The 20,346-nt window shown below is 37.7% G+C and carries 16 protein-coding genes and 1 pseudogene; 14 read left to right on the top strand and 3 right to left on the bottom strand.

Annotation, left to right across the window (positions count from 1 at the left end):
* Window positions 1–328 precede the first annotated feature (328 nt).
* A complete protein-coding gene (locus KFD70_RS11745) occupies window positions 329–1,261 on the top strand; it encodes a DHH family phosphoesterase (RefSeq protein ID WP_336450351.1) in 933 nt (310 codons plus the stop codon).
* 40 nt (window positions 1,262–1,301) lie between these two features.
* On the opposite strand, the gene ytrI is transcribed toward KFD70_RS11745, so the two are convergent.
* Together ytrI and ytrH are read right to left on the bottom strand one after the other, a co-directional pair.
* Complete coding sequence (gene ytrI / locus KFD70_RS11740) at window positions 1,302–1,805, bottom strand: sporulation membrane protein YtrI (protein WP_336450350.1); 504 nt, start codon at window positions 1,803–1,805, stop codon at window positions 1,302–1,304.
* Window positions 1,802–2,137, bottom strand: coding sequence for a sporulation membrane protein YtrH (gene ytrH, locus KFD70_RS11735; protein ID WP_174101674.1), 336 nt, complete (start codon window positions 2,135–2,137; stop codon window positions 1,802–1,804). Before ytrH ends, ytrI begins: the two co-directional genes overlap by 4 nt.
* Window positions 2,138–2,254: 117 nt before the next feature.
* Between ytrH and dnaE the strand changes: the two genes are divergently transcribed.
* The 8 genes and pseudogenes from dnaE to KFD70_RS11695 all read left to right on the top strand — a co-directional run bounded on the left by dnaE (window position 2,255) and on the right by KFD70_RS11695 (window position 13,276).
* Window positions 2,255–5,581, top strand: a complete 3,327-nt coding sequence (gene dnaE / locus KFD70_RS11730; protein ID WP_336450349.1) for a DNA polymerase III subunit alpha — start codon at window positions 2,255–2,257, stop codon at window positions 5,579–5,581.
* 133 nt (window positions 5,582–5,714) lie between these two features.
* The gene (gene ystJ, locus KFD70_RS11725) at window positions 5,715–6,923 is read left to right on the top strand and encodes an NADP-dependent malic enzyme (RefSeq protein WP_336450629.1); all 1,209 of its coding nucleotides are present in this window, start codon (window positions 5,715–5,717) and stop codon (window positions 6,921–6,923) included.
* Window positions 6,924–6,937: 14 nt separating this feature from the next.
* Window positions 6,938–7,581 (top strand): annotated as a pseudogene (locus tag KFD70_RS11720) (FadR/GntR family transcriptional regulator).
* A 344-nt stretch (window positions 7,582–7,925) separates the two neighbouring features.
* Entirely contained in the window at window positions 7,926–8,795 is an 870-nt protein-coding gene (gene accD, locus KFD70_RS11715) for an acetyl-CoA carboxylase, carboxyltransferase subunit beta (RefSeq protein ID WP_336450347.1), read from the top strand.
* On the top strand, window positions 8,783–9,757 hold the full coding sequence (accA, locus tag KFD70_RS11710) for an acetyl-CoA carboxylase carboxyl transferase subunit alpha (protein WP_336450346.1): 975 nt from the start codon (window positions 8,783–8,785) through the stop codon (window positions 9,755–9,757). The genes accD and accA overlap by 13 nt, the downstream gene beginning before the upstream one ends.
* A gap of 128 nt (window positions 9,758–9,885) precedes the next feature.
* Window positions 9,886–10,845, top strand: a complete 960-nt coding sequence (pfkA, locus tag KFD70_RS11705; protein WP_336450345.1) for a 6-phosphofructokinase — start codon at window positions 9,886–9,888, stop codon at window positions 10,843–10,845.
* A gap of 53 nt (window positions 10,846–10,898) precedes the next feature.
* A complete protein-coding gene (gene pyk, locus KFD70_RS11700) occupies window positions 10,899–12,656 on the top strand; it encodes a pyruvate kinase (RefSeq protein ID WP_336450344.1) in 1,758 nt (585 codons plus the stop codon).
* A gap of 230 nt (window positions 12,657–12,886) precedes the next feature.
* A complete protein-coding gene (locus tag KFD70_RS11695) occupies window positions 12,887–13,276 on the top strand; it encodes an FxsA family protein (RefSeq protein ID WP_336450343.1) in 390 nt (129 codons plus the stop codon).
* A gap of 247 nt (window positions 13,277–13,523) precedes the next feature.
* Here the strand turns inward: KFD70_RS11695 and ytvI are convergent, their stop codons facing one another.
* On the bottom strand, window positions 13,524–14,642 hold the full coding sequence (ytvI, locus tag KFD70_RS11690; RefSeq protein ID WP_336450342.1) for a sporulation integral membrane protein YtvI: 1,119 nt from the start codon (window positions 14,640–14,642) through the stop codon (window positions 13,524–13,526).
* Window positions 14,643–15,175: 533 nt separating this feature from the next.
* Between ytvI and KFD70_RS11685 the strand changes: the two genes are divergently transcribed.
* From KFD70_RS11685 to KFD70_RS11665, 5 genes are all read left to right on the top strand, one after another.
* On the top strand, window positions 15,176–15,637 hold the full coding sequence (locus KFD70_RS11685; RefSeq protein ID WP_098338029.1) for a DUF441 domain-containing protein: 462 nt from the start codon (window positions 15,176–15,178) through the stop codon (window positions 15,635–15,637).
* A 386-nt stretch (window positions 15,638–16,023) separates the two neighbouring features.
* The gene (gene citZ / locus KFD70_RS11680) at window positions 16,024–17,172 is read left to right on the top strand and encodes a citrate synthase (RefSeq protein ID WP_336450341.1); all 1,149 of its coding nucleotides are present in this window, start codon (window positions 16,024–16,026) and stop codon (window positions 17,170–17,172) included.
* Between the two features lie 161 nt (window positions 17,173–17,333).
* A complete protein-coding gene (gene icd, locus KFD70_RS11675; RefSeq protein ID WP_336450340.1) occupies window positions 17,334–18,626 on the top strand; it encodes an NADP-dependent isocitrate dehydrogenase in 1,293 nt (430 codons plus the stop codon).
* Between the two features lie 20 nt (window positions 18,627–18,646).
* On the top strand, window positions 18,647–19,585 hold the full coding sequence (gene mdh / locus KFD70_RS11670) for a malate dehydrogenase (RefSeq protein ID WP_336450339.1): 939 nt from the start codon (window positions 18,647–18,649) through the stop codon (window positions 19,583–19,585).
* Window positions 19,586–19,802: 217 nt separating this feature from the next.
* Entirely contained in the window at window positions 19,803–20,276 is a 474-nt protein-coding gene (locus tag KFD70_RS11665; protein WP_336450338.1) for a MaoC/PaaZ C-terminal domain-containing protein, read from the top strand.
* Window positions 20,277–20,346 lie beyond the last annotated feature (70 nt).

The following is a 20,346-nucleotide window of genomic DNA, read 5'->3' as shown; positions in this document are numbered from 1 at the left end:
GAGAGAAAACACAGGTAGGAAATGAGTAGAGAATCCTTTTTGTTTACAAAGCCGTGATTGATATGGTGATAAAAATCTGGATAAATCTAAATAAACACCCTGAAATAAAATCCTTTCTTTTAGGTGGAAGAGAGGATTCGCTCAAGCATAGAAGCGATTAGTGCCCATTTCATATTCATGCCAAAAGAAAGTAAAAGACATTATCGAAACTTTCTAACTATTATTATAAAGCAATTGTCCACATGGATAAATTGTTTTCAGTTATAATGAATGATAAAGTAAGAAAATTGATGACAGAGGTAGAAACAGTAAAAAGGAGACTATACATATGCATGAACAAATTTTAGCAGCGATTAAAGAGTTCGATACGATTATTATTCACCGCCATGTGCGTCCGGACCCAGATGCATTAGGCTCTCAGTGTGGCCTTGGAACAATTCTCCAAGAATCGTTTCCAGAGAAAAGGATTTATATGGTTGGATACAATGAACCTTCGTTATCGTATTTACGAGTAATGGATGAAATTGATGATGAGACTTACGAAAATGCGCTTGTTATCGTTTGTGATACAGCGAATCAAGAGAGAGTTTGTGATCAGCGTTACACGAAAGGGAAGATGCTGATTAAAATCGATCATCATCCGAATGAAGATCCATACGGAGATATTACGTGGGTAGATACGACATCAAGTTCTACAAGTGAACTCATTTATGAGTTTTATACTTATGGAAAAGATAAAGGATTGAAGCTTACAACTGAATCTGCGCGCCTGATTTTGGCTGGAATTGTTGGAGATACAGGGCGTTTCTTATTCCCAAATACATCTGCAAGAACATTACGCTTTGCAGCAGAGCTTGTTGAGATGGGCGTTGAGTTTCCAAATCTATATAACGAAATGTATAAAACCAAAGAAAAAATCGCTCGTTTAAATGGATTTATTTTACAAAAATTTACGATGACAGAAGAAGGTGCAGCGTATATTAAGCTGACAAAAGAAGTATTAGAAGAGTTTGATGTACTTCCTTCAGAGGCATCTGGCGTTGTAGGAGCACTTGGTAATATTGATGGATTAAAAGCTTGGGTTCTGTTTTTAGAAGAGGAAGATGTAATTCGTGTTCGCCTTCGTTCAAAAGGACCTATTATTAATAAATTAGCGATGAAGTATAACGGCGGAGGACATCCGATGGCTTCTGGTGCGAAAGCATCTTCTTGGGAAGAAGCGGATCGTCTTTTCGCAGACTTACGTGAGATTTGTAAGTAAATATATAGGCGTTAAAAGGAAAAAGTAGAGCGTGAAAGCTCTACTTTTCTTGTTTTATATTGATGCTAATTTCGAGTACGGTATCAAAGGAAATGGTATCAACTTTAAAGTGGTATATTCGGTCGTAATGCTTGTATACTTTATTCTCAATTGCTTTTTTTAGTAGCTCTTTATTTTGCGCAATGCTTTGTATGTTTTTTGTTAAGAGATGTTGTAAATCATTATGAATAGAAGTTGTAATGTTTTCTAAAGTTAGGTTGTCTAAATCGTATTTATCCCCGTTTGCAATTTTAATTTTAATTTCTTGGATTGTTAAAAGTTGTTTGTTTTCTTTATTTAATTTATCGTGGTCTTCAAGGAGAACATGGAGTTTTTCTTCCTGCTGTTTAATAATTTGTTTTTGTTCTGCAATTGTACTTGCTTGTTCTTGTTGAAAAACACCATATATGTACAAAAAAATAAACCAGCTTAAAACACCACCAACCGCAGCGCCTGCTAAAAATAAATACCATCGTTTAGCAGTAGAAGCGTTAGGGACCCTCATACATGCTCCTGTGTAAGCCATTTAATAATAATAAGACCGGTTTGCATGCCGCCTGTTGCGAAAAAAATAAGTAAAATTTGTTTTACGATATCTTTCGTAGCGCCTTCAAAGAAAGTTCGTTCGAAGCTATAAAATGTATCAAAGGTACCGCCAATTGCTGCGACGAGTGCCCAGATTCTTAAGTTTTGAGAAAATTGATTAATTGCGGTGAGAGCAGGTTTACCAACTAAAAATGCACCAATGCCGCCAATTATAGAACCGCCAAGCATGACTCCAAAGGCAATAAAGTAAGTTGTAATAAGTAGAGAGAAAAATCTTTGATCTACATCCATCGTCATTCCCCTTTCTTCTTCATATATATGGACAAAGTATAAGAAGTATGTTTTGATTTCCGCTTTCTTCATCACCTATAATGAAAGTAGTCAAATAGGTAAAGAGAGGGTACAACAGTGAAGTTTGTGCATTTACAATGTCAAACCGTTTATAGTTTGTTAAAAAGTACTTGTAAAATCGATGAACTCGTCGTTCGAGCGAAAGAGCTTGGTTTTTCATCGCTTGCGATTACAGATGAAAATGTGATGTACGGAGTAATTCCATTTTATAAAGCATGTAAGAAAAATGGCATACAGCCAATTATTGGATTAACGGCATCTGTTTTTAGTGAAGAAGAGGGGACTTATCCGCTTGTATTACTTGCAGAAAATGAAATAGGTTACCAAAACTTATTGAAAATTTCTAGCGCCATCATGACTAAGTCGAAAGACGGAATTCCGAAAAAGTGGCTTGCTCATTATGCAAAAGGTCTGATTGCAATTTCACCAGGAAAAGATGGGGAAATTGAACAGTTATTGTTGCAAGGAAGAGATGAGATTGCTGAAGATGTAGCTAGGGCGTATCAAAATATGTTTGGAAGCTTTTATATGAGTTTGCAGCATCATGCGATTCAAGATGAACTATTCTTGCAAGAGAAAATACCGCAATTTGTAAGGGAGATGAACATTCCAGTCGTTGCGACAAACGATGTCCGTTATGTGAACCAAAGCGATGCGCTTGTGCAGGAGTGTTTATTATCTATTCAGAGCGGAACGAAGATGACAGATCCAGATAGACCAAGGCTTAAAACAGATCAGTATTATTTGAAATCATCTGCTGAAATGGAGGCTTTATTTTCTCATGAAGAAGAAGCGCTTCAGAACACAGTTCGTATAGCTGAACGTTGCCACGTAGAAATTCCGTTCCGCGTCAATCAACTGCCAAAGTTTCCTGTTCCATCTAACGAAACGTCAGATGTTTATTTGCGCCGCATTTGTGATGAGGGTCTAAATAAGCGATATGGAACGGTTCAAGATATACATCGGAAACGTTTAAATCATGAACTTGAAGTTATTTCTCGCATGGGATTTAGCGATTATTTCCTCATTGTTTGGGATTTTATGAAATACGCACATGAACATGACATTTTAACAGGACCGGGCCGTGGTTCGGCAGCGGGTTCACTTGTTTCTTATGTGTTAGAAATTACAGATATCGACCCAATTGAGTATGATTTGCTGTTTGAACGATTTCTAAATCCTGAACGTGTTACGCTCCCAGATATTGATATTGATTTTCCCGATATTAGACGTGATGAGATGATTCGTTATGTAAAAGATAAATATGGTCAGCTTCGTGTTGCGCAAATTGTTACGTTCGGAACGCTTGCTGCAAAAGCAGCGATTCGGGATATCGCCCGCGTAATGGGGCTTCCACCAAGGGATATTGATATATTTTCGAAGCTGATTCCCTCAAAGTTAGGGATCACACTAAAAGAAGCGTACGAAGAGTCCAGGCCTCTTCGTGAATTTGTACAAGGAAATCTCTTGCATGAGCGCGTTTTTGAAATTGCGAAGCGTGTTGAAGGTATGCCGCGTCATACATCTATTCATGCAGCAGGAGTTATTATGAGTCAGGAGCCGTTAACAGGAAGTGTTGCGATTCAAGAAGGGCATAATGATGTATATGTAACGCAATATCCAGCAGAAGTGTTAGAAGAACTTGGTTTGTTGAAAATGGACTTTTTAGGTTTACGTAATTTAACGTTACTTGAAAATATCCTTACGTTTATTGTAGGGAAAACTGGGAAACAAATTGATATACGAAATTTACCTCTTCAGGATGAAAAGACATTCCAGCTACTTGGAAGAGGGGATACAACAGGTGTATTCCAACTTGAATCCGGGGGAATGCGGAATGTATTACGTAGTTTAAAACCAAATGAGTTTGAAGATATTGTTGCGGTTAACTCTTTATATCGTCCAGGACCAATGGAACAAATTCCAACTTTTATTGAATCGAAACATGGAAAGCACCAAATTCAATATTTACATCATGATTTGAAACCGATTTTAGAGAACACATATGGCGTAATTGTTTACCAAGAACAAATTATGCAGATTGCCTCGAAGTTAGCCGGTTTTTCACTTGGAGAAGCTGACTTACTTCGCCGTGCAGTAAGTAAGAAAAAACGTGAGATTTTAGATCAGGAACGCAAGCATTTTGTACAAGGGTGTTTACGAAATGGATACGATGAAATATCTGCAGAGCAAATTTATGATTTAATTGTTAGATTTGCGAATTACGGTTTTAACCGCAGTCATGCTGTAGCGTACAGTATGATTGGATATCAGCTTGCTTATTTAAAAGCGAACTATCCTTTAGAGTTTATGACTGCCCTATTATCCAGTGCGATAGGGAATGAAGATAAGATTGTGCAATATATACGCGAAACGAAGCGCAAAGGTTTTCGTGTTTTACCCCCATCTCTTCATAGGAGTAGTTATAATTTCCGAATAGAAGGAAATGCAATTCGTTATAGTTTGCTTTCGATTCGGAATATCGGGATGGCTACAGTGAATGCGGTGATTGAGGAAAGGGGAAAAAGTCCATTCCAAGATTTATTTGAGTTTTGTCTTCGCATGCCAGCAAAGTTTGTTACAGAGCGCAACTTAGAGGCGTTTGTTTGGGCTGGCTGTTTCGATGATTTTCAAGTTTCACGAACAACTTTGTTTAATAGTATAAAGGGTGCTTTAGAGTATGCAAGCCTTGCGCGTGAATTAGGGGAAGATAGTGTCCCAAAATCCGTATATGTACAAGGAGAAGAGCTATCTTTTATTGAACAATTAAATAATGAGAAAGAAGCACTTGGCTTTTATTTATCCAGTTACCCAACGGCGCAGTATGCAAAGCTTGTAAAAGAACTAGAAATTCCATCGCTTGCGCAAGCGATGAGGCAAAAGCGAAAAGTACAACGTGCCATCGTTTATATAACAGGTGTAAAAGTCATTCGAACGAAAAAATTACAAAAAATGGCGTTCGTAACGTTTTGTGATCAAAATGATGAAATGGAAGCGGTTGTCTTTCCGGAGACATATATTCATTTTTCGGAGAGGTTACAAGAAGGTGAAATTGTTTTAGTGGAAGGGACGATTGAACAGCGAAATCATAAATTGCAATGGATTGTAAACGGTCTTTATCCATTAGAAAAAATGGATGTTTACAATGAAATGAAAGAAGCGACAATCTATATAAAACTACCATCGCAGTATGAAAAGAAGTTGTTAAATCAGGTTACAAAAATATTGTTTCACTATTCAGGTTTTGCGAAAGTACTAATTTATTATGAAAAGGAACATAAAATGGTACAATTATCTCGTAGTTTGTCAATCCATCCAAGTGAAGAATGTTTAGGCGCACTTCGTGAAATAGTCGGTAAGGAAAATGTCGTAGTGAAAATATAATGGACAATTTCCCTATAGTTCGATTATTATAGTAATAGTGTTCGTGGTCAGACCACTTGGAGAGAATGATAGCAGCAAGAATAATTTGAGGAGAGTGGATAGTTTGTCAACACTTCGTGAAGAAGCACTTCACATGCATAAAGTGCATCAAGGAAAATTAGAAACTGTGTCAAAAGTAAAAGTAGAAAATGCTAAAGATTTAAGTCTTGCGTATTCTCCAGGGGTTGCAGAACCTTGTAAAGAAATTTATGACGATAAAAGTAAGGTATATGAATATACAATGAAGGGAAACATGGTAGCAGTTGTGACGGATGGAACAGCTGTACTTGGTCTTGGTAACATTGGACCAGAAGCATCTCTTCCAGTAATGGAAGGTAAAGCTGTATTATTCAAGAGCTTTGCTGGCGTAGATGCATTCCCAATTGCCTTAAATACAAACGATGTAGATAAGATTGTTGAAACTGTAAAATTAATGGAGCCAACATTTGGCGGTGTAAACTTAGAAGATATCGCAGCACCAAACTGCTTTATCATTGAAGAACGTTTGAAAAAAGAAACAAATATTCCTGTATTCCATGATGATCAACACGGAACAGCTATCGTAACAGTAGCGGGTCTTGTAAACGCGCTTAAGCTAGTTGGAAAGAAAATGTCTGACATTAAAGTTGTAGCAAATGGTGCAGGTGCAGCGGGTATTGCAATCATTAAACTTTTATATCGCTACGGTGTACGCGACATTATTATGTGTGACCGAAAAGGCGCGATTTATGAAGGTCGTCCGGTTGGTATGAATCCTGTAAAAGATGAAGTTGCAAAATATACGAATAAAAATCGTGTAGCAGGTTCATTAGCAGATGTTGTAAAAGATGCGGATGTATTTATCGGTGTATCTGTAGAGGGTGCATTAACTGAAGAAATGGTTCGTACAATGAATGACGATGCGATTATCTTTGCGATGGCGAATCCGGTTCCAGAAATTATGCCAGAAATTGCGAAAGCAGCAGGCGCAGCTGTTGTTGGAACTGGTCGCTCTGACTTCCCGAACCAAGTAAATAATGTACTAGCGTTCCCTGGTATTTTCCGTGGTGCACTTGATGTACATGCTACGCAAATTAATGAAGAAATGAAAATGGCAGCTGTAGAGGCCATTGCAGAGCTTGTAGCGGCAGATAAGCTAAATGCAGACTATATCATTCCAGCGCCGTTTGACCCGCGTGTAGCGCCTCAGGTGGCCGCTTACGTTGCGAAAGCTGCGATGGAAACAGGAGTAGCTCGCCGTCAAGTAGATCCCAATGAAGTTGCTGAGAAAACAAAACAATTAGCATTGATTGGTAAAGAATAAGCGAGGAATTTCTATTGACATCATCAAATACAAAAGTATATCTCGAAATTGTAAAGAAAATCCGTTCCATTATGGAAGAGGATGGTTTAGTGGCAGGTGACCGCTTACCATCTGAGCGTGAGTTAAGTGCGCGTTTAAACGTTGGGCGTTCATCTGTACGGGAAGCATTACGAGCTTTAGAACTCGTAGGATTAATTGAAACAAGGCGCGGTGAAGGGACGTTTATTCGAAACTTCTATGACAATGGCCTTGTTCAGTTAATCGCACCATTTCTATTACAAGATGAGAAAACAATTCGTGATTTATTACAGACGAAACGATTGCTCGAAAAAGATATTCTTCGAATCGTATGTGATTTACCGAAAGAAACGTTCTCTAGTGTATTAAGTATGTTGCAACAGGTTCTTAAAAAGGACAAGAGTTCTATTCAGGAGTTTCATCAAACGTTTTTTAAAACACTTATTGAACAAGTGGACAATTATTTATTATATCGAATTTGGAGAATTGTAAATGATTATGTTGCGACTCTTTCTTCTGAAATTTCACTAGAGTCTGTAGAAATTTATAGAAAACTTTATGAAGCGCTATACGCAAAAAAAGAAGAAGAGGCGCTAAAAATTTATGATGAATTGATGGAAATGTACAGTTTCATTCGTAATGTATAAAATTTGTCGAAATGACCATGACACGTTATGACAAACAATCTATCGCATAGCGGTTAAAGTTAAACGTAAAGAGAGAGGTTATTAGACAGGGTTCAAAAAGGAGGATAAAGAGAGCCGAGCAGTTCGAGGCACGGAAGCCAGGAGGACACGGAGTGTAGATGGAACTACATAAGTGCCGGACTGGCGAAGTAACGAAGAAATGCGAAAGCTATCTTTACCGGAATTTTTGAACATCCTCTATTAGACAGATTAGGAAAAGAAGGCTAACATCGATCTTTGATGTTAGCCCCATTTTCTTCCTAACCTAACCTTAGCTCTCAACAAAGGGGGTCAAATTGTGCTAAGAGATTTATTCGTAAAAAAGAAAAAGTACGCTGCAATTCCTTCGGAACAAGTACGAAAAGATGTACCGGACGGTGTTATGACAAAATGTCCGAAATGTAAGAAAATCATGTATACAAAAGAGCTTCTTAAAAATTTAAAAGTATGTGTAAACTGTGGTTATCATCACCCTATGAATGCGTGGGAACGCCTTGATAGTGTATTGGACGAAGGATCATTTCATGAGTATGACAAAGAGATGGTTTCGTTAAATCCACTCCAGTTCCCAAATTATGAAGAAAAATTAGAGAGTGATCGAAAAAAAACAGAATTAAATGAAGCTGTTGTGACAGGTGAAGGAACAATTGATGACATGCTAGTTGTAGTTGCAGTAATGGATTCTCGCTTTCGAATGGGCAGCATGGGCTCTGTTGTAGGAGAAAAAATTGCACGTGCAGTTGAAAAAGCATACGAATTACAAGTTCCATTTATTATCTTTACTGCATCGGGCGGTGCGCGTATGCAAGAAGGTATTTTAAGTTTAATGCAAATGGCAAAAACGAGCGTAGCTTTGAAAAAGCATAGCAATGCTGGAGGATTATTTATTTCTGTTATGACTCATCCGACGACAGGCGGTGTTTCAGCGAGTTTTGCTTCACTTGGTGACTATAATCTTGCAGAGCCAGGTGCACTTATCGGATTTGCTGGTAGACGTGTAATTGAACAAACAGTGCGTGAGAAGCTGCCAGAAGACTTTCAAACGGCAGAATTTTTACTAGAGCACGGTCAATTAGATGCGGTTCTGCATCGCGATAATATGAAAGATTCACTCCGTAAGATTTTAGAAGTTCATCAAGGAGGGGAAACGGCGATATGGCAGAGTTAGAATTTGAGAAACCAGTTGTGGAGCTAAGAAATAAGATTCGAGAACTGAAAGACTATACGAAAAACAGCCAGATGGACTTCAGTGAGGAGATTCGTATTTTGGAAGATAAGCTAGAAAATCTAGAGGAAGAAATATACGGCAATATGAAAGTATGGGACCGCGTTCAAATTGCTCGTCATGCAGAGAGACCGACAACGCTCGATTATATTGAGCACTTATTTACTGATTTTTTTGAATGTCATGGAGATCGTCTATTCGGCGATGATGCAGCGATTGTCGGCGGCATTGCGAAGTATAAAGGAATGCCTGTAACAGTAATTGGGCACCAGCGCGGGAAAGATACGAAAGAAAATATTCATCGTAATTTTGGAATGCCTCATCCAGAAGGATATCGAAAGGCGCTACGTTTAATGAAACAAGCGGAGAAATTTAATCGTCCCATTATTTGTTTCATTGATACGAAAGGCGCTTATCCTGGTAAAGCAGCTGAAGAACGTGGCCAAAGTGAAGCGATTGCACGTAATTTATTTGAAATGGCAGGGCTTACTGTACCTGTTATTTGTATTGTTATCGGTGAAGGTGGTAGCGGTGGTGCGCTAGGTTTAGGGGTAGGCGATTACATTTACATGCTAGAAAATTCCACTTATTCTGTTATTAGTCCAGAAGGTGCGGCGACAATTCTTTGGAAAGATGCTACGAAAGCAAAAGATGCCGCTGAAGCTTTAAAAATTACAGCAGCGGATTTGAAAGAATTAGGTGTAATTGACGAAATTATTCCAGAAGCGCGCGGCGGTGCACATCGTAATATTTTAAAACAGTCTGAAAATATCGATCTAATGATCGGAAAAACTTTCCAACAATTAAACGGTATTTCGAAAGAGGAATTAATCGAAAAACGTTATGAAAAATATATGAAAATTGGGCAAGTTTCGTTTTCAAACGCTTCCATTTGGATAAAATAAGAAAAGCGTGCGTTCCATTTCGCGAATGCACGTTTTTATTGTGAAAAGACACATCTTCTCCATTGTTTTTTTGTATTTTTTCGTGTTATTTTATTATAAGGCAAATAATCTTTATGAGGTGAGTACAAATGAAACGTATTGGTGTATTAACAAGTGGTGGAGATTCGCCTGGTATGAATGCTGCCATTCGTGCAGTTGTTCGTAAAGCGATCTTTCATGATATAGAAGTATATGGTATTTACCATGGATACGCTGGATTAATTTCTGGTCACATTGAAAAATTAGAACTTGGTTCTGTTGGTGATATTATCCATCGCGGTGGTACAAAATTATATACAGCAAGATGTCCTGAGTTTAAAGACCCAGAAGTAAGGGAAAAAGGAATCCAGCAATTAAAGAAACTTGGTATTGAAGGACTTGTTGTTATTGGTGGCGATGGTTCTTACCAAGGTGCTAAAAAATTAACAGAGCAAGGATTCCCATGTGTCGGTGTACCAGGTACAATCGATAATGATATTCCTGGAACAGACTTCACAATCGGGTTCGATACAGCGTTAAATACTGTTATTGATGCGATTGATAAAATTCGTGATACTGCTACATCTCATGAACGTACATATGTGATCGAAGTAATGGGACGTCATGCTGGAGATATCGCATTATGGGCTGGTTTGGCTGATGGTGCAGAAACAATCTTAATTCCAGAAGAAGAGCATGATATGGAAGATGTTATTGCTCGTTTAAAACGCGGTAGTGAGCGTGGTAAAAAGCATAGTATCATCGTTGTAGCTGAAGGTGTTGGAAGTGCAATTGACATCGGTAAGCATATCGAAGAAGCAACAAACTTTGATACTCGCGTAACTGTATTAGGTCACGTACAACGTGGTGGATCACCAAGTGCACAAGACCGTGTATTAGCAAGTCGCCTTGGCGCAAGAGCAGTTGAACTGTTGATTGAAGGTAAAGGTGGACGTTGCGTTGGTATCCAAAACAACCAACTTGTTGATCATGATATTATCGAAGCGTTAGCTCAAAAACATACGATTGATAAAGACATGTATCAATTATCTAAAGAATTATCCATCTAATCGGCTTAATGTCGAATATTTGGGAACGGTTTCATAATTTTCGGAGGTGCAATATGCGTAAAACAAAAATTGTATGTACTATAGGTCCTGCTAGTGAAAGTATTGAGAAATTAGAGCAGTTAATCGAAGCGGGTATGAACGTTGCTCGTTTAAACTTCTCTCATGGTAGCCATGAAGAGCACGGAGCACGTATTAAAAACATTCGTGAAGCTTCAAAGAAAACTGGTAAAACAGTTGCAATCTTACTTGATACAAAAGGTCCAGAAATCCGTACACATGACTTTGTAGACGGACAAGCTGAACTAGTAACAGGTGCAGAGGTAGTTATTTCTACAGAGCAAGTATTAGGAACTGCAGAGAAATTCTCTGTATCTTATGCTGGTCTTTATGATGATGTAGACCCAGGTTCTCGCATTCTAATCGATGACGGTCTTATCGAACTAGAAGTAATCGAGAAAGCTGACGGAAACATCCGTACAAAAGTATTAAACAGCGGAACTGTCAAAAATAAAAAAGGTGTTAACGTACCAAATGTAAGCATTAAGCTTCCTGGTATCACTGAAAAAGACGTAAAAGATATCATCTTCGGTATCGAGCAAAAAGTTGATTTCATCGCAGCATCTTTCGTGCGTAAAGCAGCTGACGTATTAGAAATTCGTGAATTATTAGAAGAGCATGGTGCACAATACATTCAAATCGTGCCAAAAATTGAAAACCAAGAAGGTATCGATAACATCGATTCTATCTTAGAAGTTTCTGACGGTTTAATGGTAGCTCGTGGTGACATGGGTGTAGAAATTCCACCAGAAGAAGTACCATTAGTGCAAAAGCGTCTAATCAAAAAATGTAACGTATTAGGCAAACCGGTTATTACTGCAACACAAATGTTAGATTCTATGCAACGTAACCCACGTCCAACTCGTGCGGAAGCAAGTGACGTAGCGAACGCGATCTTCGATGGTACAGATGCAATCATGCTTTCAGGTGAAACTGCAGCAGGACAATACCCAGTAGAAGCAGTAACAATGATGGCAAACATTGCAGTGCGTGTTGAAAAATCATTACAATATGAAGATATGTTCAAAAAACGTATTAAAGAGTTCACGCCAACAATTACAGATGCGATTAGCCAATCTGTTGCACATACAGCACTTGCTCTTGATGTAGCTGCAATCGTAGCTCCAACAGAAAGTGGCTACACTGCGAAGATGATCTCTAAATATCGTCCGAAATCTCCAATCGTTGCTGTAACATCTGACGAGCAAGTGGGTCGTCGTCTTGCACTTGTTTGGGGTGTACAGGCATTTATGGCTGGAAAACGTGCAGCATCTACTGATGAAATGTTAGATACTGCAATTCAAACAGGTATGGATGCAGGTCTAATTGGACTTGGAGATACTGTTGTAATTACTGCGGGTGTACCAGTTGCTGAAACTGGTACAACAAACTTAATGAAAATCCATGTTGTTGGTGAAGAAATCGCTAAAGGGCAAGGGATTGGTCGTAAAGCTGCAAAAGGTAAAGTAGTTGTAGCGAAAACAGCTGAGGAAGCTGTAGCGAACGTAACAGAAGGTGATATTCTTGTTACAACAAGCACTGATAAAGATATGATTCCTGCAATTGAAAAAGCTGCAGCCCTAGTTGTAGAAGAAGGTGGCTTAACAAGTCATGCAGCTGTTGTAGGTGTATCAATCGGTATTCCGGTTATCGTTGGTGTGAATGGTGTAACAGCCACTTTAAAAAATGGCCAAGAAGTAACAGTTGATGCGGCGCGCGGAATTGTTTATAATGGACATGCGGAAGTGCTATAAGAAGTAATGTGAAGAGAGGGATGGGAGTCCTTCTCTTTTTTTACCTCTAGAACAAAAAATATAGTGAAGATATCAGGTTCATAGCGATAGGGATCCCGTTATTAACGTCTAGGAGGCTCTTAGAGGGTTGTTTGCTGGATAAGGTTTTCTTATATAAGAAGGGAAATGAAACGTTATTTTGAGGGTGTAGGAGATGTGAAGAGAGTTCTTTTGGTGAAAGGAGTGGGAGAATGAAGTGGATGTTGTTTCTTTTTATTTTAATTCCAGGACTTGAAGTTACGGTGCTAATTGGCTCTAGTCATTTGATTGGTATGTGGCCAACGTTCGCTATGATTGTATTTACGGGTGCCTTAGGTGTCTATTTAGCAAAACGACAAGGGTTTATGGTATTGAGGGAGATTCAATTAAGGCTGAATAGAGGTGAGATGCCAGGTGAGGCTGTATTAGATGGTATTTTTGTCCTTGTGGGCGGAATGCTTCTGTTGGTGCCTGGATACGTAACGGATGTAATAGGAGTTATTTTTATATTTCCGGCAACAAGAAAGTTATGTAAACCTGTAATAATGAAATGGTTAGAGCGGAAATTAAGAAGGAATACAACCGTTATAGTACAAAAATAACACTTAGAACACGAATCGTTCTAAGTGTTATTTTTTGTCGAATTGTAAAGTGAATATTTATTCATTTGTAGAAAAAGGAAGAAAAGGGAATAATAAAAATGTGGAAAATAGAATAAAAATGTAAAACGAACCTTAAAAGTGTCATTTTGCGCAAAAAACAAGGGAATTATCCATTTGTTATGGGTAATTCCCTTGTTTTATTTTTTGAAGAAAATTTGAATGCAAGACTTGGATGAGAGTGAAAATTTTATTTTAATGGTGGACCTTTAATAAATTTCCATAAATCATGAAATACATGGGCTTTGTGCAATGTGTTTAATAGTACCAATGTAACTGGGCCGATGATTAATCCTAAAAAACCATACAGCTTAAACCCGACGAATAATGCGATAAGTGTTGGTAATGGATCAAGTCCTATATTGGATGATAACACTTTTGGTTCCATGATTTGCCTTTGAACAATGACAACAATGTATAAAATAAGCAGACCAATTGCGAATGCTGTGTCTCCTGTGAAAAATACATATATAACCCAGGGGACAAAAACTGCTCCGGTTCCTAAATAAGGAAGTAAGTCTACAATTCCTGTAATGATTGCGATTGTAATGGCATATGGTACGCGCAAAATTAATAGTCCAATTAGTACGATGATGGTTGTCATAGATACAAGGGTGAGCTGCGCTTTTACAAATCCGAATAAAGCTTTTCGTAAATCGACAAAAATAGTCTTTCCGTATCCGTGTACGCGATTTGGAAGCAATCGTTTTACTTTATTAGCAAGCGTATGCCAATCAAAACTAATAAAGAAAGTTGCTAATAAGATGAAGACGAGGACTGTTAAAGTCGTTGGAAGTGCACTGATGAAGTTTGTTAAGCCACTTATAATAGCGGTCAACAATTCTTTCATCTGCTTTGTTGCTTCCGTTCCTAGATTTTGAATATTTTGTGTAATTGTAAATTGCTGTGATTCACCAAGATGATTAAATTTAGAAATTAAATCATCATATAAAGGCATAATATTATTGAGTGCAAACTGCTGTGCATACTGTACAATTGCTGGGAACTTTTCTGTGACAATTTGCAGTAAGTAAGTTGTGGCGGAAATTGCTTCTGTCACAAGGTATGTAACAAGTCCGACGATGGCGCCGAACACCAGAATTAAGCTGACGAGTACCGCTAAGGCACGAGGGAATTGTAGTTTTTGGTTGAGAAAATTTACGACTGGATTGATCAAATAAGCAAAAGCTAATGCGATGATAAAAGGGTATATAAGGCCTGAGACATATAAAAGTGCATAAAACCCAATTATTGTTGCAAAAATGACAAATATAAGTCGTAATATGATATACAATGAATTTCGATTCAAAGGTGCTTACCTCCCATTCCAAATGGTATTTATCCTGCTATTTGCGGACAGTAACAATCTCGCATTAAAGTTCAGCGGGAACAGAAAAGTTAGATGGGAGATGAACTGTCTGTAAAAGCTCGATTGGTGAATGCTAATAACCAGTAGAGATAGAGCTCCGCGCTGATTAAAGTTTCACTTTATGTTATAGTGGAATGATGGATTTATCCTGCCGTTTGCAAGTCTCAAGGCATGAAACAATCTGTTCGTAAACCCCTGATGGGAATTGCTAATCAGGGGTGGGAATTTTCTTTGTATTGATTGGCAAGAGTCTCATTTTATCTATCTTTTATTTTACCTGTTTCTTATAAGAAAAGAAAGAAGTGTGCTTTTCTTTCTTGGTAAGTATAAACATCTCATTCAAGGTTTTGGAAGTTTGTGTGTATCATCTATATTGATAGATGAACACTTTCATCTATAGCATGTATAATGATATGTTTAACAGCAATTTATTTTGTAAACAGGTTCATTATTTTCAGAAAGGAAGTGTAATCATGATTAGTCAATCAACGTTATTTTTATTCATACTACTTATTATTGGACTTATTGCTAAAAATCAATCACTTACTGTAGCGGTTGGTGTTTTATTTTTATTAAAATGGACGTTTTTAGGAGATAAAATTCTTCCATATCTACAAACAAAAGGAATTAATCTTGGTGTAACGGTTATTACGATTGCGGTCCTTGTTCCGATCGCTACGGGTGAAATTGGATTTAAGCAGCTAGGTGAAGCGACTAAATCTTATTATGCGTGGATTGCTTTAGCTTCAGGAATAGCGGTTGCTCTCTTGGCAAAAGGGGGAGTACAGTTATTAACGAGTGATCCTCATATTACAACTGCGCTCGTATTTGGCACGATTATAGCAGTTGCGTTATTTAATGGAGTCGCTGTAGGACCGTTAATTGGAGCGGGAATTGCCTATGCTGTGATGAACATTATACAGATGTTTAAATGAGAAATTTTATAGTAATATAAATTTTTTGAATTCTTTCCATTCACAAAAGTCAGATAATTGTTTATAATAGGATTAGAAGACATGTAAAAGCTACATAGCAACGAAGACTTACACCAGATAAAATAAAAACAACATAAAATAATTTATCTGCTGATATTGTTTTATGTTGTTTTTATCATAAACTCTTCGAAACTAGTTTTCCTCACCATCTGTTGTTCTAAGCGTGAGGATTCGGGGAGAAACTCACGCTCATGCTCGGATAAAGCAATGGAACAACGAGATGGGAACATCACAACAAATTTGCATGATCGTGCATTTTGCTTGCCTAAAGAGTGAACGGGTGTTCATAATCTAGAAGGAAAGCAAACGGATACAAGGGAGCAAGGTTGGGAGAATTTTCAGGAAAAGGAGAGAGTGTAATGACTGTTATTCGAGGATTAGAAGGGGTAGTAGCAACAACGTCATCCGTGAGTTCAATTATTGATGATACATTAACGTATGTTGGGTATAATATTGATGATTTAGCGGAAAATGCTACGTTTGAAGAAGTGGTATACTTATTATGGCACCGCAAGCTTCCTAACGAAGAGGAATTAAATGAGTTAAAAGAAACTCTATCTGAATATTCTAAAGTTCCAAGTGAGATTTTAACATACTTAAAACAAGTAGATTTAAAGATTGCTCATCCGATGTCTGTTTTACGAACAGCGATTTCCATGTTATCATTATACGATGAGAGTGCTGAATTAATGGATGAAAAGTCCAATTATTTGAAAGCGGTTAAATTACAAGCTCAAGTAGGTACTCTTGTTGCAGCGTATGCAAGAATTCGTAAAGGTTTAGAAGTTGTTGAGCCACGAAAAGATTTATCATTAGCTGCAAACTTTATCTATATGTTAAATGATCGCGAACCAAATGAAGTGGAAATTGAAGCTTTTGATAAAGCGCTTGTGCTTCATGCGGATCATGAGTTAAATGCTTCTACATTTACAGCGCGTGTCTGCGTTGCGACACTTTCAGATGTATATTCTGGTATTACTGCAGCAATTGGCGCGTTAAAAGGTCCTCTTCACGGCGGGGCAAATGAAAATGTAATGAAGATGTTAAAAGAAATTGGCGAAGAAGAAAATGTAGAATCCTATATTCATAATGCACTTCAAAATAAAGTGAAAATTATGGGATTTGGCCATCGCGTATATGAGCACGGTGATCCTCGTGCGAAACATTTGCGTGAAATGTCTAAGAAATTATGCGTGCTTTTAGGGGAAAAGAAATGGTATAATATGTCTATCAAAATCGAAGACATTGTCACAAAAGAAAAAGGTCTTCCACCAAATGTCGATTTCTATTCTGCTTCTGTTTACCATTGTTTAGGAATTGATCATGACTTATTTACACCAATCTTTGCAATTAGCCGTATGTCAGGATGGTTAGCTCATATTCTAGAACAATATGAAAATAATCGCTTAATCCGTCCGCGTGCTGATTACAATGGACCAACGCATCAACGTTATGTACCACTGGCACAACGATAAGCTAAAAACACTATTTGGATAGTGTAAATACGCTTTCAAAAGTCAGATTTTTTGGGAAAGATGTAATGATTGGAATATTTTAATTTGACTAACGGTTTGAACTGAGGGTTTTATTCCCTCAGTTTCATACATATGAAATTTCAAACATGGGGGTTATCACAGTGATGACAGGACAAAAAATTACTGTAACGAATGGTGTTATGAATGTACCAAACAATCCAATTATTCCTTTTATTGAAGGAGATGGAATTGGACCAGATATTTGGGCTGCAGCATCTCGTGTATTAGAAGCAGCTGTTGAAAAAGCTTATGATGGTGAGAAGAAAATCGTTTGGAAAGAAGTGCTTGCAGGGGAAAAAGCATTTAACCAAACAGGCGAATGGTTACCAGAAGAGACGCTAAATGTGATTCGTGAATATTTAATCGCAATTAAAGGCCCGCTTACAACTCCTGTTGGTGGCGGTATCCGCTCTCTAAACGTAGCACTTCGTCAAGAGTTAGACTTATACGTATGTTTACGTCCAGTTCGTTATTTTGAAGGTGTTCCTTCACCTGTAAAACGTCCGGAAGATACTGATATGGTAATTTTCCGTGAAAATACAGAAGACATTTATGCAGGTATTGAATATGCACAAGGATCTCCAGAAGCAAAAAAAGTTCTTGAGTTCTTAAAAGAGGCAATGGGTGTAAACAAAATTCGCTTCCCAGAAACATCGGGAATTGGTATTAAACCAATTTCAGAAGAAGGGACAAAGCGTCTTGTTCGTGCTGCGATTCAATATGCAATTAATGAAAAGCGTTCTTCTGTTACATTAGTTCATAAAGGAAATATTATGAAATTTACAGAAGGAGCTTTCAAAAACTGGGGTTATGAAGTTGCGGAACAAGAATTTGGTGATAAAGTATTTACTTGGGCTGAATATGACCGCATTGTTGAAAAAGATGGTAAAGATGCAGCGAATAAAGCAATGACAGAAGCTGAAGCAGCTGGTAAAATCATTGTGAAAGATTCTATTGCAGATATCTTCTTACAACAAATTTTAACACGTCCACGTGAGTTCGATGTTGTTGCAACAATGAACTTAAATGGAGATTATATTTCTGATGCGCTTGCAGCACAAGTAGGTGGCATTGGTATTGCACCTGGTGCAAACATTAACTATGTTACTGGACATGCTATTTTTGAAGCGACACATGGTACAGCTCCAAAATATGCAGGTTTAGATAAAGTAAACCCATCTTCTGTTCTTCTTTCAGGAGTATTATTATTAGAGCATTTAGGATGGAATGAAGCTGCGAAATTAGTAACTGCTTCAGTAGAAAAAACAATTGCTTCAAAAGTGGTAACATATGACTTCGCACGTCTTATGGATGGTGCAACTGAAGTGAAATGTTCCGAATTTGCTGATGCCCTTATCAACAATATGGACTTAGCGGTAATCAAAAACGCATAATTCAGAGTGGGGGAGAAATTATGACAATCAAACGCAAAAAAGTTTCAGTCATCGGTGCAGGATTTACAGGAGCGACAACAGCGTTTTTATTAGCTCAAAAAGAGCTTGCAGATGTTGTATTAGTGGACATTCCACAACTGGAAAATCCAACAAAAGGGAAAGCGTTAGATATGTTAGAAGCAAGCCCTGTACAAGGTTTTGATGCTAACATTATCGGCACATCTGATTACGCAGATACTGCTGATTCTGACGTTGTCGTTATTACAGCAGGTATTGCACGTAAACCAGGAATGAGTCGTGATGATTTAGTAGCAACCAACTCTAAAATTATGAAAAGTATCACGCAAGATATTGCAAAACATTCACCAAACGCAATTATTGTTGTGTTAACAAATCCAGTTGACGCAATGACATATTCTGTATTTAAAGAAGCTGGATTCCCGAAAGAGCGCGTTATCGGCCAATCTGGTGTATTAGATACAGCTCGTTTCCGTACATTTATCGCGCAAGAATTGAATCTTTCTGTAAAAGACATTACAGGATTCGTTCTTGGTGGTCATGGTGATGATATGGTACCTCTTGTACGTTACTCTTATGCAGGTGGTATTCCGTTAGAAACCTTAATTCCGAAAGATCGCTTGGAAGCAATCGTAGAACGTACGCGTAAAGGCGGCGGTGAAATTGTAAGCTTACTAGGAAACGGTAGTGCATACTACGCGCCAGCTGCTTCCTTAGTTGAAATGACTGAAGCGATCTTAAAAGATCAACGCCGCGTATTGCCAGCTATCGCATACCTTGAAGGTGAATATGGCTATAGCGACCTTTACCTAGGTGTACCAGTAATTCTAGGTGGTAACGGAATTGAAAAAATTATTGAATTAGAACTTCGTGAAGAAGAAAAAGAAGCGTTAAATCGTTCAGTAGAATCTGTACGTAACGTTATGAAAGTTCTTTCTTAATACAAAATATATGTTAGGAAAAAGATTCGGAATCCCGAATCTTTTTCTACTATTTATTGGATTGTTTTTTTGAAATAATATGAAAGCGTTATCATTTGTGTATCCTACAATGGGAAACATAGACTTATAATATACATTGCCCTCATTATAGTAGCATTTCGGATAATATCTTGCTTTTGGTAGGATAATAAAATAAAACTTGGAGGGGGATTGTAACATGTTAAAGAAAAAAGTTCAAATTGGTCGTCGAATGGATGAAATTACAGTAGGGGAAAAGTTATCTATCACTGAAAAAATTGAGGATAAAGATCTATTATTGTATTTAGGGTTAACAAATGATTCAAACCCACTATATATCCAGCATGATTATGCATCCCAAACTCCGTATGAAAAACCGATTGTACCAAGCATTATGTTAACGGGCATGGTTACAACAGCGGTAACGAAATATTTGCCAGGTCCAGGCAGTCATGTTGTTAGGAAGGATCTTACTTTTGTGAAGCCTGTGCATCATTATGAAACTTTGCAAATTCATTTTGAAGTTGTAGCTGTTTCTCACGAGGAGCATACAATTGATATGCGTGTATTCGCTTATGATGAAAAAGAAGCAGTGGTTGTAAAAGGGGTATTAACAGTAGCGCCGCCTTACAAATCAGCTTCTATTTTAGAAAAAGCGTTGGATAATTTTTAATAATGAGTTAGTAAGAGTGTAATGAAAAATAGTGCTATCCTACTGTTATATGCTAGGTTAGCACTATTTT

Origin of the sequence: Bacillus pfraonensis, assembly GCF_050768835.1 — a bacterium.
In the GTDB taxonomy this organism is placed as follows: domain Bacteria; phylum Bacillota; class Bacilli; order Bacillales; family Bacillaceae_G; genus Bacillus_A; species Bacillus_A pfraonensis.
Note: the sequence above shows the minus strand (reverse complement) of the source record. Positions and strands in the feature narration are given on the sequence as shown.